Raw genomic sequence first — 15,955 nt, forward strand, 5'->3', positions numbered from 1 at the left:
CCAGAGAATGGCTGAACGTCTCAGTAACGACTTCCAGTTCATCGACGTCGGACGTAAAGACCCGAAGAAGAAACTGCTGCGTCAACGCAAGAAAGAGTTCGTGGAAATCTACGAGCCTTTCAAGCCCCAGCAGTCCGCCGATCAGGCGCACCGCTGCCTGGGTTGCGGCAACCCGTACTGCGAATGGAAGTGCCCGGTGCACAACTTCATTCCCAACTGGCTCAAGCTGGTCGCCGAGGGCAATATCCTCGCGGCTGCGGAATTGTCGCACCAGACCAACACCCTGCCGGAAGTCTGCGGCCGTGTGTGCCCGCAGGATCGCCTGTGTGAAGGTGCCTGCACACTGAACGACGGTTTCGGTGCGGTGACCATCGGTTCGGTCGAAAAGTACATTACCGATACCGCCTTTGCCATGGGCTGGCGTCCGGACATGTCCAAGGTCGTGCCGACCGGCAAGCGCGTCGCGATCATCGGCGCAGGGCCTGCGGGCCTGGGCTGTGCCGACGTGCTGGTGCGTGGCGGCGTAACCCCGGTGGTGTTCGACAAGAACCCGGAAATCGGCGGTCTGCTGACCTTCGGCATTCCGGAATTCAAGCTGGAGAAATCCGTGCTGAGCCATCGCCGTGAAGTGTTCACCGGCATGGGCATCGAATTCCGTCTCAACACCGAAGTCGGCAAGGATGTCACCATCGATCAACTGCTCGCAGAATACGATGCGGTGTTCATGGGCATGGGCACCTACACCTACATGAAAGGTGGCTTCCCCGGTGAGGATCTGCCGGGCGTGCACGATGCGCTCGACTTCCTGATCGCCAACGTCAATCGCAACCTGGGCTTTGAAAAGGCCCCGGAAGACTTCGTCGACATGAAGGGCAAGCGGGTCGTGGTTCTGGGCGGTGGCGATACGGCGATGGACTGCAACCGCACCTCGATCCGCCAGGGCGCCAAGTCAGTGACCTGCGCCTACCGTCGCGACGAAGAAAACATGCCTGGCTCGCGCAAGGAAGTGAAAAACGCCAAGGAAGAAGGCGTGAAGTTCCTCTACAACCGTCAGCCGATCGCCATCATCGGCGAGGGCAAGGTTGAAGGCGTGAAAGTGGTCGAGACGCGCCTGGGCGAACCGGATGCCCGTGGTCGTCGCAGTCCCGAGCCGATTCCGGGCTCCGAAGAGATTATCCCGGCAGAAGCCGTGGTCATCGCCTTCGGCTTCCGCCCAAGCCCGGCACCCTGGTTCGAGCAGTTCACCATCAGCACCGACAGCCAGGGCCGTGTCGTGGCCCCGGAACAGGCGCAGTACAAGCACCAGACCAGCAACCCGAAGATCTTCGCCGGTGGCGACATGGTGCGCGGCTCTGACTTGGTGGTGACCGCTATCTTCGAAGGCCGTAATGCGGCTGAAGGGATTCTGGATTACCTGGGCGTCTGAGCCTTGTGTTGCCGGGGTGTGTCGTTGCTGACGCGCACCCCGATAACAAGCGTCTACCCTTCATAGGCACTGTGCCAATGTCTCTGACATCCCGCCTTTCACTTCTTCCCTGAACTCGGTGCAACTCGCTCGGCAGGGCGGGTTTGAGATCTTTTGAAATAAATCCGATTCTCCGATCACGACCTGTCCGTAAGGGGCGTGATATTCGATTGTTAACGCTTGTTTCCGCCCCCGGTCACTGCCCCCGGAAAGCATTAGGCTCTTGCGCTTTCATCGGGAGGTCAATTGCCACACAGGCACTCCCGCCCTCCATGTCGCTATAAGGAAATAGCCGTGTTGAAAGCAGCACCCAGGGGCAAGCTTGCGCGCTCCACTGAACAGCAATCTCTCGGGCCGGACAGGTTCACGCCCAGTAGCATTGCCGTTCGCGAACACCGGAACCGGGAACGGGCAGACCGCATCATCGACCAGTTCGTCGAGCGCTTCACAGAAAAAGATTTTTTTCCGGATGACGGCGATGACGCCTTGTTTGCCTTGCTGGTTCAGTTGCCTGAATGGCCAGCAGACCTGTCGATCAGGATTCACAACGAAAGCGACGAAGTGCTCGCGGTTTTCCTGAAGGGCAGCGATGACAGCGTCGTTCAGAGCAGTATTCTCCTGACGCTAAACGCTGACGCTTATATTGCGCCGGATGATGTTCCGATCTCCGATGATGAGCCGCTGCTGCACTTGATCTTCGGCCAGTTGCCTGTGGGTTCTGACCTCGGGACGGGAGGTAACTTTCCGGGCAGCAACAGTGTCGCCGGACGAATAGTAACCCTGCGTGAGCAAATCGCCGGGTTGGCAAAAGACCAGAGGCCGCTGTTGTTCGATGCCCTTGTGGCGGCGAATGAGGACGTTTCAAAAAGCCAGCTGGATACCCGCACGCGTAACCCTCTTCTGCCCCTATGGGTTCGTCAGCAGGCTTTTCTGACTCCCGCGCTGGGCGTGCTGTGTGCCTTATGCCCAGAGGTTCCGGTAGCACGCCTCGAGGAATTGCTGGATCAGATGCCGTTGACGGAGCAGGAAGAAACCGGCTTTCTGGAGAGAACACTATTGCCGGACGCTTTTGGCGAAGCGCTGAACATTTCTCTGGATGAGTGGAGCAGCAGTCTGGCCATTGATGGTCTGGCGCGAACGCGCAGCTTCAATACCTATACGGATGAGCTGGCCCGCCGCCTTGCCAGTCAGCTGCTGACGGACACCCTGGGACGAGCACTGGTGATCATCGAGTACGGCATGAGCCTGTATGTCACGCCAGGCCCTGACGATACCAGCATCGTTTTGCTGCATGACGACTACGGCAATTACCGTGCACAGGACACCGGCAACGGTGAAATCACTTCATTCAAGGAGGGCACCGACAGCTTTTATCTGGCGATCAGTGCGCAATTGAAGGCCGAAGAACGAGCATTGCTGGGCATGCAGTTCGAACAGGACGTGAAGGGGTTTCGCGAGCTGCTGACCCGTCTTGCCATCAAGGAAAATCGCGGCTGGTTTGACCCCGGAAAGCCGACCGAAATCGAAAGCGGGTTTCTACCCGAGTGGTTCGCGGCCGCGGCCGATGTCGAAAAGCATCGCTGGAAAGCGGCGGTGCAGGATTACACTCAGGCATTGCTCGAAGCTCAGGCACCGGACCTGCTCGATCCTTCCGGATACGGAGAGCCCGAGCAGTTGCGCAACTACGCGCGTGAGAAACTTCGGGCGCGAATCCTGCTCGACCACGGGGTTGCAGTCGACCCTGACGCTGTCATTGTGCACACCGCGAGCATCGAGATTGACCCAGGCATTATCATCGATACGGATTACACCTACGTCGGTCCTTCAGAGATCGAGCCGAATGTTGAAACGCAGCAGCGCAGCCTGACGGAGCTGTCTCTGGAAAACATTGCCGTTACCGATATCAACTTTCTGCTCACCGGTCGCGCGTTTGACGATCATGGACAACTGATCAGCTTTTTGAGCGCCGGTTATCTGTTCAGCCTGATTCGTGATCTGAACGTCGGCGAAAACCATGTCCGATTCCTCAACACCGAGTTATTGACCTCGACAGCCGGGCAATGGCACCGCGAACGTTTCGCGAGCGTCATGCGCGCACAGATGCGTCTGGACGCCCTCGAAGCAAAAATGGCCGGAGACTTTCTTGGCGATGGAGGGCTCCCTCCCGAGTTGGCGAACAGAGGTTACAAATGGCTCGCCGCCGTACTGGATCACCCGTCTGAAGGTGGCGATCGTGCGGCGGTGGAGGGGCACCGCATTCAGGTCAGTCAGTTGTCGATCAATGGTGTGACATTGAGCGGCATGCTGCTGGTCGGCGCGGAGTCTCTTTCCAGCGTGGCCAGCCTGGTGCTGTTCACCCCGCAGGTGCCCGACGGTAAATGCTTCCGGGAAATGAGCGATGCGCAGGCACTTCAGCAGCAAGTACTGCTTGAGCCTGAATTGCTGGACTATCTGGTGAGCAGGGCTCCTCTGGCGTCCCGGGGCCATGTCAGGCACGTCCTGACCTCTGGCCGTGACACGCTGTTCATGGCGCTGCAGCCCTGCACCGGTAGTTTTCTCGATGCAGTTTACGAGTCTGAAGTCGCACGGGTGATTTCTGCTGTCGACGAACAGACCAATACCACATGGGAAACCAATTGGGAGAGCGCCTGGGAAATCACCAAGGCTGTTGGCGATATCGTGCTCACCTTCGCACCTTTCAAGGTGAGGCTGCCGATGGCCGCGCTGCGCAGTTTTTATGCCATATGGCAGGGCGTTGCCACAACGGCTGATGACAAGGCAAGCGCCCCGCTGTATTTCGTTCAGGCGGCGCTGCTACTGGCGGATGGATTGGCGCTGCCCAAGGGGCGACAGGTCAGGACGCCCGCAGCGACCTCCATTGGTCGCTCTGTGCTCGACCCGAGAACAGCCGTGGCAAGAATCCCCGGCGGTTTGAAATTACGCGATGACGGTTTTTACAAAGGCGTTTACGAAAAAAGCCGGGAAGACGCGCCGAGCCGTTTTTATGCCGTGCAACACGATAAGGCTTATGCCGTCAGGTACGACGCCGATTCCGCAGTCTGGCGGGTGATCGATCCGCGCCGGCCGGATGCGTATTACCAATTGCCGATTCAGCTCGACAGGCAAAATGTGTGGGTACACGCCTCGGCAGGTTTGCGCGGTGGCAAGAAGCATTCAAAACCCAAGTCCTCCAGTGGCTCGGGCAGTGATAGCGGATCGCCGGAAAACGGTAGCCGCGTCAGGAGGTATAAAGTTGATCTGGAGGGATTTTTTGAAAGTCGCAACTTCAAGAACGCTCAGAAAAACATCGAAGATGACCTCGTCGTTGCAGTCAGGAAGGCAACAGAGCGATTCGAACTGGACGGTAACGGCAGTCTGCATAAACATGGCAAAACAGGTTTTTCGCTCGATCTTCCCGGTGTTGGCAGGAGTACCGGCAGGGGAGCCTGGCGCTTGATACTCGAACCCGGTGAAAAGGGCATCATCAGGGCTGTCGACGTCAAGGATCCGCACAAATAGCTCAGACCTGCGCAGCGCAAACCGCTGAATTGGCTTGGCAAATCGCCTCGATAGACAAAAGGCACGGCTCTCGCCGTGCCTTTTGCGTCGAGCTCTGAGAAAATGCCGGCACTTTTATTGCGGATGCCGACATGACTGCCCTGAAGAACGACCGTTTCCTTCGCGCTTTGCTCAAGCAACCCGTAGACGTCACGCCGGTATGGATGATGCGTCAGGCAGGTCGTTACCTGCCGGAATACCGCGCCAGCCGCGCCAGTGCCGGGGATTTCATGAGCCTGTGCAAGAACCCGCAGTTCGCCTGTGAAGTCACCCTGCAGCCGCTGGATCGCTACCCGCTGGACGCGGCGATTCTGTTCTCCGACATCCTGACCATTCCTGATGCGATGGGCCAGGGGCTGTACTTCGAAACCGGCGAAGGCCCGCGTTTCAGGAAAACCGTGAGCACACTCGCTGACATCGAAGCACTGCCGATCCCCGATGCGCAGCAGGATCTGGGCTACGTGATGGATGCGGTCAGCACCATTCGCCGCGAACTCAACGGTCGTGTACCGCTGATCGGTTTCGCCGGCAGCCCGTGGACGCTGGCGACCTACATGGTCGAGGGCGGTTCGTCGAAGGACTTCCGCAAGTCCAAGGCCATGCTCTACGACAACCCGCAAGCCATGCACCTGCTGCTCGACAAGCTGGCGCAGTCAGTCACCTCCTACCTCAATGGCCAGATTCTGGCCGGTGCGCAGGCCGTGCAGATCTTCGACAGCTGGGGCGGCAGCCTGTCTTCGGCGGCGTATCAGGAGTTCTCGCTGGCCTACATGCGCAAGATCGTCAGCGGCCTGATCCGCGAAAACGACGGGCGCAAGGTGCCGGTCATCGTCTTCACCAAAGGCGGCGGTCTGTGGCTGGAAAGCATCGCCGACATCGGTGCAGACACCCTGGGGCTGGACTGGACCTGCGACATCGGCGAAGCGCGTCAGCGTGTCGGCAGCAAGGTTTCGCTGCAAGGCAACATGGACCCGACCGTACTCTACGCCCGCCCGGAAGCCATCCGCCAGGAAGTCGCACGCATCCTTGCCAGCTACGGCAGCGGCACCGGCCACGTCTTCAACCTCGGCCACGGCATCACCCCTGAAGTCGACCCGGCCAATGCCGGTGCGTTCATCAACGCGGTACACGAGTTGTCGGCGCAGTATCACGTGTAGTTGCCGGGCTGACGATGTTGGTTTTTGAGAGCTGAACCTATGGGAGAGGAATAGAAAAGACTATTCCTCTTGCTGATTCTCAGGGCTGATCGCTGGTCATCGGACGACGGTAGTGCTCTTAGGGACAAGGAGTGATAAATTGCCGGCAAGCAAGCCGGCAAAAATAGCCGGTTAAAAATTACCCAGCCCCTATAAATAGGGGCATTAGGTGGGGTTTAAAACCGGCAAATGGCATTCACACCGTACATTCCCCAAGACAAAGCGCCCGATGACTTGCAGGATCAGGTCGTCCAGATCATGCGGCTCGATGCGGCCCTCCACGCGAAAATTCCGGGCCCGCTGCGCTTGCCGATGATGAATCTGCTTCGGGTGGTGAATTCTTACTACAGCAACAAGATCGAGGGTAACTCCACGATTCCCGCCGACATTCTGCGTGCCGAGGATGCGCCTCAGGAGTTCAAGGGTGCAAAGGACCTGCAGGAGATCAAGCGTCACATTGAAGCCCAGCGTCGACTTACCGATGAGCCTATCAATCAGGTCGACGTGTGCACGAAGAGCGCTATCTCACGCATGCACCGCGAGTTCTATGTTGGCGTGCCCGAAGATATGCTGGATATTCAACTCAATGAGAAGGGCGATACCGTGCGTATGGTCCCCGGCGAATTCCGGCATCTGGGGGTTCGCGTCGGCAAGCACATCCCTCCAACCGTCGAGCAGATGCCCACATACCTCAACGATTTTGAGCGAATGTACCGCCTGGACTGGATTCACGGCCTTTCGGGCTTCTTTGCGGCTGCAGCGTCGCACCACAGGCTGATGTGGATTCACCCATTTATGGATGGCAACGGTCGCACCGGCCGCCTGTTCACGGATCAGTACCTCAAGGCAGCTGGCTTTGGTGGGTATGGTCTGTGGTCCATGAGCCGTGGATTTGCCCGCAACGTCACCGCCTACTACGAGATGCTTGGCGCCGCCGACCACCCGCGCAAAGGTGAGCTGGACGGGCGGGGTGAGCTTTCGGATAGTGGCCTGTTGCGCTGGACCCGTTTCTTCACGGAGACTGCCCTGGATCAGGTGCAATACTTCAGCGCGCAGCTTGAACCGGAAAGGCTTGACGAGCGGATCGACGTTTATTTCGAGATGCGCAGCCGTCGCGCGCTTTCGGACAGCAAGGGCGAGACTCTTCCTGAACTCCGTATAGAGGCCCGAGATGTCTATAAGGCGTTGCTCTACCAGGGCGATCAGCAGCGCGCTGATATTCAGGCCCGCTTGGGCGTCGGCGAGCGCACCACACGCAGTCTGTTGAGCCAGATGGCCAAAGAGGGATTGATAACGTTGGACGGCCGCAAGCCGGTAGCCCTGAACCTATCCCGGCACTCGATCGAGTTCCTGTTTCCCTACCTCTGGTAACCCTGTACGCACCAGGGTCATCCTTCCCTTTTCAGCGCCGACGACTACGTCGGCGCTTTCGCATCCGCAAAGCCCTCCCGCAGCGAACCGCTGCGTGGCAGGAATCGGCCCTGTCGCTCGCTTTGCGGTTTGCCGTCGGCATAGCTCAAGCGGCCGTTGACCCAAACACCGTCGATGCCCTGCGCCGCTCGCTGAGGGTCCTTGAAATCCGCCACGTCGCGCACGGTTTGCGGATTGAACAGCACCAGATCCGCCCAGTAGCCCTCGCGAATAAGGCCGCGCTCGTGCAGGGCGAAGCGCGCGGCCGACAGCCCGGTCATTTTGTGTACGGCGGTGTGCAACGCAAACAGCCCCTTGTCGCGGCTGAAATGCCCGAGCACCCTCGGGAACGCGCCCCACAGGCGCGGATGGGGAAACGGGTCTTCCGGAAGGCCATCGGAGCCGATCATCGCCAGAGGGTGAGACATGATGCGCTCGACATCGCTTTCATCCATGCCGTAGTACACCGCACCCGCAGGCTGCAACGTGCGTGCGGCGTCCAGCAATGACAGCCCCCAGTCGGCGGCAATGTCCTGCAGATCCCTGCCACCCTGATCCGGGTGCGGCGTAGACCAGGTGATGGTGATGCGAAATGCGTCAGTGACCTGTTTGAGGTCCAGCGTCGAAGAGCTGGCCGCATAGGGATAGCAGTCGCAACCTACCGGATGGTCCTGCGCGGCTTTTTCCAGGGCTGCCAGCAGTTGCGGGCTGCGTCCCCAGTTGCCGGCACCAGCGCATTTCATGTGCGAGATGATGACCGGTGAGCGCGCATGGCGGCCTATATCGAATGCTTCCGCCATGGCCTCCAGCACCGGCTCGAACTCGCTGCGCAGGTGGGTGGTGTAAATCGCGCCGAACGCGCTGAGCTCTTCCGCCAGTTGTTTGACCTCGCTGGTTTCGGCCGAGAACGCAGAGGCGTAGGCAAGGCCGGTCGATAACCCCAGCGCGCCGGCTTCCAGGCTGTCACGCAACTGTTCGCGCATCGCGGCAATTTCTTCCGGACTGGCGCTGCGCAACAAGTCATCCATGTGGTTGCTGCGCAAGGCGGTATGGCCGATCAGGGCCGCCACGTTCACCGCTGGCCTGGCGTTTTCAACCGCTGCGCGGTAGTCGGTGAAACGTGGATAGATGAACGCAGCGGCGTCGCCCAGCAGGTTCATCGGGTCGGGCGGATTGCCGCTCAGCGAGACCGGCGACGCGCTGATCCCGCAGTTGCCGACGATGACGGTCGTTACGCCCTGGCTGATTTTCGGCAGCATGTCGGGTTTGCGGATCACCACCGTATCGTCGTGGGTGTGGACATCGATAAACCCTGGGGCCAGCACGCGACCGGCCGCATCGACTTCTTCCCGGGCTTTGCCGTCGGTCAGACTGCCGATGCGCTGAATGCGCCCGTCGCTGATCGCCACATCGGCGCGTACCCCCGGTGTGTCACTGCCATCAATGACCAGTGCGTCGCGGATGATCAGGTCATAAAACATGGTTCAGTCTCCCAGCGGCAGGCCATCTTCGCCGCCACGGTATTCATCCAGCGCAAGCTTGATCCGGCGCAGCCGCTCCTGGTTGTCTTCAGGGCTCGACAGCGCCAGTTCAGTGGCCAGCACATCGATGGTCAGCAGCATGCCGTAACGCGCTGCGGTGGGTTTATAGATGAAATTGGTTTCAGCAATCTGTAACGGCAGCACGACCTCGGCCAGTTGTGCCAGCGGTGAATCAGGCAGGGTGATGGCCAGCACGCGGGCACCGTAGCTGCGCGCCAGGGTCACGGCGTCGAGCAGTTCCGGCGTGCGTCCGCTGAGCGAGCAGACAATCAGACTGTGTTGCGGGCCAAGCGTAGCGGCGACCATGCGCATCATCACCGGGTCGCGGCAGGCGGCCACCGGATAACCCAGGCGCACCAGCCGGGTTTGCAGTTCCTCGCTGCACAGGCTGGAGCAACCGCCCATGCCGAATGTGTGAATCATGCGTGCATCGGTGACGCAGGCGATGGCGGCGGCAAAGCGTGTTGCATCGAAGCCTGCCAGGTGCTGGCGCAGGGTGGCTTCGATGTCGTCGACAATCCGGGCGAAAAAGGCCGACTGCTCCGGCGCCGGTTGCGGATGCAAAAAGCGGCTGCCGACGCCGCTGGCCTGAGCCAGTTGCAGGCGCAAGTCGCGCAGATCCCGGCAACCGATGCTGCGCGCAAAACGTGACAGCGTCGCACTGCTGACCTCGGCGCGGCTGGCCAGCTCATCCAGACTGGCACTGGCCGCGAAGGCGATATCGCTGAGCAACAGCCTGGCGATTCGGCCTTCTCCCGCACTGAAGGAATCCTGACGGGCACGTATCTGGTACAGAATGTCCACTCAAAGCACCTGCGCCAGGCCCAGCGTCAGGGCGAAAGCGACGACGGAAATCAGCGTCTCCAAGACCGTCCAGGTCTTGAACGTTTGCGCAACGGTCATGTTGAAATACTCCTTGATAAGCCAGAACCCACCGTCGTTGACGTGGGAAAAGATCACCGAGCCTGCACCCGTCGCCAGCACCAGCAGTTCGGGGTGTGGATAACCCAGCCCCATCGCCACAGGTGCGACGATGCCCGATGCCGTGGTCATCGCCACCGTCGCCGAGCCGGTGGCAACGCGCATCAGTGCCGCGAACAGCCAGCCCATCAGCAGGGGCGACAGATGAAAGTCCTGCGCCAGGCCGACGATCTCATTGGTCACGCCGCTGTCGATCAGAATGCGGTTCAAGCCGCCACCGGCACCTACCAGCAACGTGATGCTGGCGGTCGGTGCCAGGCACTCGTTGGTGAATTTCAGGATAGAGTCGCGGTTGAAGCCCTGGGCTATGCCCAGCGTCCAGAAACTCAGCATGGTGGCCAGCAGCAGGGCAATCACCGAGTTACCGATGAACAGCAGAAAGCTGTTGAACGCGCTGCCTGGTGTACTGATCAGGTTGGCCCAGCCACCCAGCAGCATCAGCACCACTGGCAGCAGAATCGTGGCCATGGTCAGGCCGAAGCTGGGCAGCTTCTGGCGTGGCTCGCGGTCGAGAAACTGCTTGGCCAAAGGGTTTTCAGCCGGCAGGTGGATGCGCGGGACAATGAATTTGGCATACACCGGACCGGCGATGATGGCCGTGGGGATGCCGATCAGGATGGCGTAGAACAGCGTTTGTCCTACCGACGCCTGATACGCCTGCACCGCGAGCATCGCAGCAGGGTGCGGCGGCACCAGCGCATGCACCACCGAAAGACCGGCGACCATCGGCAGGCCGACCATCAGAATCGACACCCCGACACGCCGGGCTACGGTAAAGGCGATCGGCACCAGCAGAACGAAGCCGACTTCGAAGAACAGTGGCAAGCCCACCAGAAACGCAATGCAGACCATGGCCCAGTGCGCGTTACGTTCGCCAAAGCGATCGATCAGGGTGCGCGCCACCTGCTCGGCGCCGCCAGACTCGGCCATCATCTTGCCGAGCATGGTGCCCAGCGCCACGACCAGCGCGATATGCCCCAGCGTTTTGCCAACCCCCGCTTCATAAGAGGCGACCACGCCACTGGCCGGCATTCCCGCAACCAGTGCCAGACCGACCGAAACAAGCGTGATGACGATAAACGGATTGAGGCGGTAACGCGCGATCAGCACGATCAAGGCGATGATGGCGACAGCGGCGTAGACCAATAGCGAAATACCGGGTGACGGCGACATAGCGACGATTCCTTGCAAAGTGGGTAGGCGAGGGCGCAACACCAACAGCTGAAGCTGTCAGCCTGAAGGCGACTCGGGAGTACTCGGCAGGGATGACGCAATAAGGTGGAGCAGGGGCATTTCAGGGCGATCACAGGTATTCATTATTTTTATCTCTGTTTTCGTTATGAAAATAAATTACACGAAAATGAAATACAAACAAATATATGAAAATAATTTTCTTTTTTGGGTCGTGCCTCGCTAATGGGAGAGAGGCGCTGAGGCGCGGCCTACCGCTGCGTCAGCAATTGCTCCGCATAGCGCGCAACGACATGGCCGAAAGCAATAGAGGTATTAGCGGTGCCCGAGCGCAGGCTGTCTACAAGGTTAGCGAGTTCCGCATCGCTGGCGCTGGATATGAACTGTTCATCGAACACACCCGTGATGGCCTCCTGACGTCTTTTGGTCAGATACGCGATATCGAGTGCGAGCTTTTCGATCATCGTCGTGGCGGGAAGGTCGGTGTGGGATGTGCTCTGGATTTTCCCTGTCAGCAAGTAACGGAAGCGCTGTTCGCAATCGTCCTCTGTCGGAGAGATGTGCAGGTCTTCATCGAACCAGTTGCCCTTGTAGTGGCCGCAGTGCAACGGGCTTCCTGGTGTGGTCTCGCGCAGGCAGGACGCATGAAGATTGCTGAACTCCAGTGCCAATGGCAGATAATGATCCTGCGGTCTGAAATGTTCGATGTGACTGCTATCAAGTTCTATTTCCCTGCCGCAATAGCAGCATGAGAAGTTCTGCTCTTGCAGCAGGCGATCATGCAGGTCGCGTTTTTGCGGGTTCTGCAAGGTTGGATAAGTGGGCGTCCAGTCTTCGTTTGCACTGGCTTTCCATTCGGTGAATGACGCAGGCTCAGTTCCTTTGATGATGCGTCTCATCGTCCAATGATCTCCTTGCGTTTGAGTAGCGCCTCGGCACCCGCGAACTCTGGTAGATCGGGCGCCTTCTTCTTCAGTGCATCAAGCTGCGACCTGGCTTTTTCAAGCTCGTTGTTTTCCAGAGTGCTGAATAGCTGATCGAGCAACTCTTCAATTTCAGGCTCACGCTGAGGCACGCCCATGACTTCTTCCAGAATGCTGCTGGAGTCCAGGCCGTAGGTTGCTCTTGGGTGAGAGCCGTCATGGTTATTCAGCAGGATGACCTCGCCCGGTTGCAGGCTGCCGATGACCTGTGGCGAGTGGCTGGCAGCGATGAACTGAATGCTGGGAAATGCTTTTTTCAGCGCGGGTGCAATGGTGCGTTGCCAGCCGGGGTGAAGGTGGATGTCCAGTTCATCGATCACGATGATGCCGTTTGTCTTGCTTAGAACATCCTTCCCCATGTGCGGATTTAGCAGGCAGATACGGCGGGCAATATCGGCGAAGAGGGCGACCATTCCGCGTTGCCCGTCGCTCAGGTCGTTGAACGGGGTTTTTCGGTCATCAATGTCCACCATCAGCCCCCGCATTTCCATGTCGTACTCTATGCCCTTGGACTCCGGCAGTGCGCACTGGATAGCTGAATTGATCCAGGTGAGTTCGTCGGTGAGAATGCCAGGGAAACCCGTTCTGGCCAGTCTTTGAAAGCGCTCCAGTGTCTTGCCGATGAACCAGGTCTCGAAGTTTTTCAAGTTGGAAGCGGCATCGAACCAAGAGGTGTAGGCATCCAGTCTTGATGGTTTGCTCTGTGCAGCATGCTCAGCGGTTACACTCATCGTCAGCCAGCGTCGATTGGCTTGATAGACGGCGAATACAGGCAAATCCCCGTGAGTAGCGCCGTCGATGCTGATCAGATTTTCCGAAAATACGAGACTGTTCAGCGCGCTAAAATTTGTCTGAAGACTGCTGCGTTCTAGCGATACGTGCCATTCCTGATGCTCAAACGCGCCACCTTGGGCAGTCAACACAAGAGGATAGCTGCGCTCAAAACGAATCCTGTCTTCGAACTTTACTAACTCGAACCGAACATCGGACTCGGCTATCGATGGTTGATGGACGCCAATGCTTCCAAGTAGATTCCCGAAGCATCCCGCCACCCCCAGCAATAACGACGTCTTCCCACTGCCATTAACCCCCACCACCAGATTGAACCCAGGCTGGAAGTCGAAATGAGCATCTTCGTAGCAACGAAAATTCTGCAGGTGGAGGCGGTCGAGGCGCATGTCGGTTTCCTTTACCAGAACTGGCGGATGCGCCAGTGTACCTTGGCTAACCCTATGCGCCATCGCCCTATGTGTGACTAAACCTGCGACCCCAGCGGCTGCAACCTTGCCAACCTCAACGCCACACCAAGGGCGATCAGCAGCAACACGCCTATAAACACCCCGATACCGTTCCAGCCTGCGTAGTGCCAGAACACGCCGCCGCCGGTGCCGGCCACGCTCGAACCTGCGTAGTAACAGAACAGGTACAGGGACGCGGCCTGGCCTCTGGCGGTGGTGGCCCTGCGTCCGACCCAACTGCTGGCCACTGAATGTGCGCCGAAGAAGCCGAAGGTGAAGATCAGCACACCGACGATCACCAGTGGCAGTGGGGTGAACAGGGTCAGCAGCAGGCCGGCCAGCATCATCACGATCACGGCCCAGAGCACCTGTCGGCGGCCTAGGCGGTCAGCCAGCGAGCCGATCTTTGCTGAACTGTAGATGCCCGACAGGTACACCACGGAAAACACACCGACCACGGCCTGGCTCAGGTTGTAGGGGGCGCTCAGAAAGCGGTAGGCGATGTAGTTGAACAGCGTAACGAATGCGCCCATCAGCAGAAAACCGGTCAGAAACAGCAGCGGCAGGCCTGCATCGCGAAACTGCACGACAAAGCCGTCGAGCAGACTGCGAGGGTGCAGCGAGCGCGGGCGGAAGTTGCGTGACGCCGGCAGGATCTTCCAGAACACCGCTGCGGCGATCAACGCCAGCCCACCGATGACCAGCATCGCCGTGTGCCAGCTCACGTAATCAATCAGGACTCCGACGATCAATCGGCCGCTCATGCCGCCAACCGCACTGCCACCGATATACAGCCCCATCGCCAGGCCGAGGTGCAGGGGGTGTATTTCCTCGCTCAGGTAGGTCATCGCCACCGCTGCCAGTCCGCTCAATGACAGGCCTACCAGTGCCCGAGTGATGAGTACGCCCTCCCAACCGGGCATCAATGCACTGGCGATGGTGAACACCGATGCGCAGAACAACGCCATGACCATCACCGACTTGCGCCCGAGCCTGTCTGATATAGGCCCGGTGATCAGCAGGCCGATGGCGAGCATTGCCGTGGCAACTGACAGGATCAGGCTGCTCTGGGCTGCCGAGAGCGAAAACTCGCTGGACAGTGTCGGCATCATCGGCTGTACGCAATACAGCAGGGTGAAGGTCGAAAACCCGCCAGCGAACAACGCCAGAGCCGTGCGTTTGAAAAGTGGCGTGTTCTTTTCGATGTAGGTATCGCCCGGCAGTGTCGACGACTGTATGGACGAGGTGTTCAAGTCGGGGGTGGGCGGGGCAACGGCAGGGTTCACAAAGACCTCGGGGCACGGTTGAGCAGGCAATGAAAAAATCATATAGCTCGCTAATCATTCCATCCAATATATTGTTCGACCTGTTTGATATTTAAAACGACTTAATGGAGGCCGCATGGAATTGCGTCATCTGCGTTACTTCATCGCGGTTGCCGAGGAGCTGCATTTTGGCCGCGCAGCCCAGGCGCTGGGGATTTCGCAACCGCCGCTCAGCCAGCAGATTCAGACGCTGGAGCAGGAACTGGGCACGCGTCTTTTCGAACGCACCAACCGGCGTGTCGAGCTGAGCGAATCCGGGCGGCTGTTTCTCGACGAAGCACGGCTGGTGCTGGCACAGGTCGACAAGGCCACTGATGTTGCCCGGCGTGCGCAACTGGGTGAAATCGGCGAGCTGAAGATTGGCTTCACTTCGTCTGCGCCGTTTACGTCGAGCATCCCGCAGGCGATTTTTGCTTTCCGTCAGGCCTGCCCGGATGTGCACCTGACCCTGACCGAGATCACCAGTCAGGAAGTGGCGGCAGGTCTTGAGGACAAGACCATTCAGGTCGGCATCATGCGCCCGCTGGCATTGCCCGATTCACTGGTGGTGTTCGAATTGCTCAGTGAGCCGCTGGTGGCGATCATGCGTGCCGACCATCCGCTGGCGGCAGAAAGCGAGGAAGGGATCTACATGGCGGCACTGGCCGCCGAGCCGTTCGTGTTCTTCCCGCGCACTTATGGCAGCGGTATCTACGCGCAAGTCCTGAGCCTGGCGCGCGCGGCCGGGTTCAGCCCGCTGATCACCCAGGAAGCGGGCGAAGTGATGACCATCATCGGCCTGGTCGCAGCAGGCTTGGGCGTCACCGTACTGCCCGCGTCCTACCGGCGAATGCGCATCGACGGCGTGGTCTACCGCAATGTCCTCGACCCCGGCGCAACCAGCGCGGTGTGGCTGGTGCAACGCAAGGACGAACAATCGCCCATGGCCAGGGCGTTCACCGAGCTGTTAACGCGCAACGTAGGGTGATTCAAAGGCACGGATGATAGGACGCGGAGCGTCCAGAACGGCATGCGATGCGGAGCGTCGCACGATAGTTGAGATTCTGGCCGCAGGCCGTGGGGGCGCT

At 59.2% G+C, this 15,955-nt stretch carries 11 protein-coding genes; 5 read left to right on the plus strand and 6 right to left on the minus strand.

The features are described from left to right. The first annotated feature begins 7 nt into the window (after positions 1-7). The 4 genes from QRN50_RS17545 (at position 8) to QRN50_RS17560 (ending at position 7,590) form a co-directional block, all read left to right on the plus strand. Positions 8-1,426, plus strand: coding sequence for a glutamate synthase small subunit GltD family protein (locus QRN50_RS17545; RefSeq protein WP_003403026.1), 1,419 nt, complete (start codon positions 8-10; stop codon positions 1,424-1,426). Positions 1,427-1,759: 333 nt separating this feature from the next. Next, entirely contained in the window at positions 1,760-4,984 is a 3,225-nt protein-coding gene (locus QRN50_RS17550; RefSeq protein ID WP_060405926.1) for a dermonecrotic toxin domain-containing protein, read from the plus strand. 131 nt (positions 4,985-5,115) lie between these two features. Beyond that, the gene (hemE, locus tag QRN50_RS17555) at positions 5,116-6,180 is read left to right on the plus strand and encodes a uroporphyrinogen decarboxylase (RefSeq protein ID WP_003403024.1); all 1,065 of its coding nucleotides are present in this window, start codon (positions 5,116-5,118) and stop codon (positions 6,178-6,180) included. A 228-nt stretch (positions 6,181-6,408) separates the two neighbouring features. Next, the gene (locus QRN50_RS17560; RefSeq protein ID WP_003403023.1) at positions 6,409-7,590 is read left to right on the plus strand and encodes a Fic family protein; all 1,182 of its coding nucleotides are present in this window, start codon (positions 6,409-6,411) and stop codon (positions 7,588-7,590) included. A 44-nt stretch (positions 7,591-7,634) separates the two neighbouring features. On the opposite strand, the gene QRN50_RS17565 is transcribed toward QRN50_RS17560, so the two are convergent. The 6 genes from QRN50_RS17565 to QRN50_RS17590 all read right to left on the minus strand — a co-directional run bounded on the left by QRN50_RS17565 (position 7,635) and on the right by QRN50_RS17590 (position 14,849). Beyond that, the gene (locus QRN50_RS17565; protein WP_096127305.1) at positions 7,635-9,110 is read right to left on the minus strand and encodes an N-acyl-D-amino-acid deacylase family protein; all 1,476 of its coding nucleotides are present in this window, start codon (positions 9,108-9,110) and stop codon (positions 7,635-7,637) included. 3 nt (positions 9,111-9,113) lie between these two features. Beyond that, the gene (locus QRN50_RS17570) at positions 9,114-9,974 is read right to left on the minus strand and encodes a MurR/RpiR family transcriptional regulator (RefSeq protein WP_060405928.1); all 861 of its coding nucleotides are present in this window, start codon (positions 9,972-9,974) and stop codon (positions 9,114-9,116) included. Continuing rightward, positions 9,975-11,324: a GntP family permease gene (locus QRN50_RS17575; protein WP_060405929.1), complete on the minus strand. Its 1,350-nt coding sequence runs from the start codon at positions 11,322-11,324 to the stop codon at positions 9,975-9,977. It abuts the gene before it with no gap. 269 nt (positions 11,325-11,593) lie between these two features. Beyond that, entirely contained in the window at positions 11,594-12,241 is a 648-nt protein-coding gene (locus tag QRN50_RS17580) for a retron system putative HNH endonuclease (protein WP_011266385.1), read from the minus strand. After that, the gene (locus QRN50_RS17585; protein WP_032620174.1) at positions 12,238-13,503 is read right to left on the minus strand and encodes an AAA family ATPase; all 1,266 of its coding nucleotides are present in this window, start codon (positions 13,501-13,503) and stop codon (positions 12,238-12,240) included. Before QRN50_RS17585 ends, QRN50_RS17580 begins: the two co-directional genes overlap by 4 nt. Before the next feature lie 77 nt (positions 13,504-13,580). Continuing rightward, positions 13,581-14,849 carry an MFS transporter gene (locus QRN50_RS17590; RefSeq protein ID WP_080397953.1) on the minus strand — a complete coding sequence of 423 codons (1,269 nt, stop codon included), beginning with the start codon at positions 14,847-14,849 and terminating at the stop codon, positions 13,581-13,583. A 115-nt stretch (positions 14,850-14,964) separates the two neighbouring features. On the opposite strand from QRN50_RS17590, the gene QRN50_RS17595 reads away from it, so the two are divergent. Further along, positions 14,965-15,855: a LysR family transcriptional regulator gene (locus tag QRN50_RS17595; RefSeq protein ID WP_011266388.1), complete on the plus strand. Its 891-nt coding sequence runs from the start codon at positions 14,965-14,967 to the stop codon at positions 15,853-15,855. Positions 15,856-15,955: the final 100 nt, after the last annotated feature.

This window comes from Pseudomonas sp. MEJ108 (assembly GCF_030208985.1).
Classification (GTDB): Bacteria; Pseudomonadota; Gammaproteobacteria; order Pseudomonadales; family Pseudomonadaceae; genus Aquipseudomonas; species Aquipseudomonas fragariae.

Bases quoted from the DNA above. Each gene is read 5' to 3' on its own strand.
- hemE (WP_003403024.1), top strand. From the start codon at position 5,116: ATGACTGCCCTGAAGAACGACCGTTTCCTTCGCGCTTTGCTCAAGCAA.
- QRN50_RS17575 (WP_060405929.1), bottom strand. From the start codon at position 11,324: ATGTCGCCGTCACCCGGTATTTCGCTATTGGTCTACGCCGCTGTCGCC.
- QRN50_RS17585 (WP_032620174.1), bottom strand. From the start codon at position 13,503: ATGCGCCTCGACCGCCTCCACCTGCAGAATTTTCGTTGCTACGAAGAT.
- QRN50_RS17545 (WP_003403026.1), top strand. From the start codon at position 8: ATGGCTGAACGTCTCAGTAACGACTTCCAGTTCATCGACGTCGGACGT.
- QRN50_RS17565 (WP_096127305.1), bottom strand. From the start codon at position 9,110: ATGTTTTATGACCTGATCATCCGCGACGCACTGGTCATTGATGGCAGT.
- QRN50_RS17560 (WP_003403023.1), top strand. From the start codon at position 6,409: ATGGCATTCACACCGTACATTCCCCAAGACAAAGCGCCCGATGACTTG.
- QRN50_RS17580 (WP_011266385.1), bottom strand. From the start codon at position 12,241: ATGAGACGCATCATCAAAGGAACTGAGCCTGCGTCATTCACCGAATGG.
- QRN50_RS17595 (WP_011266388.1), top strand. From the start codon at position 14,965: ATGGAATTGCGTCATCTGCGTTACTTCATCGCGGTTGCCGAGGAGCTG.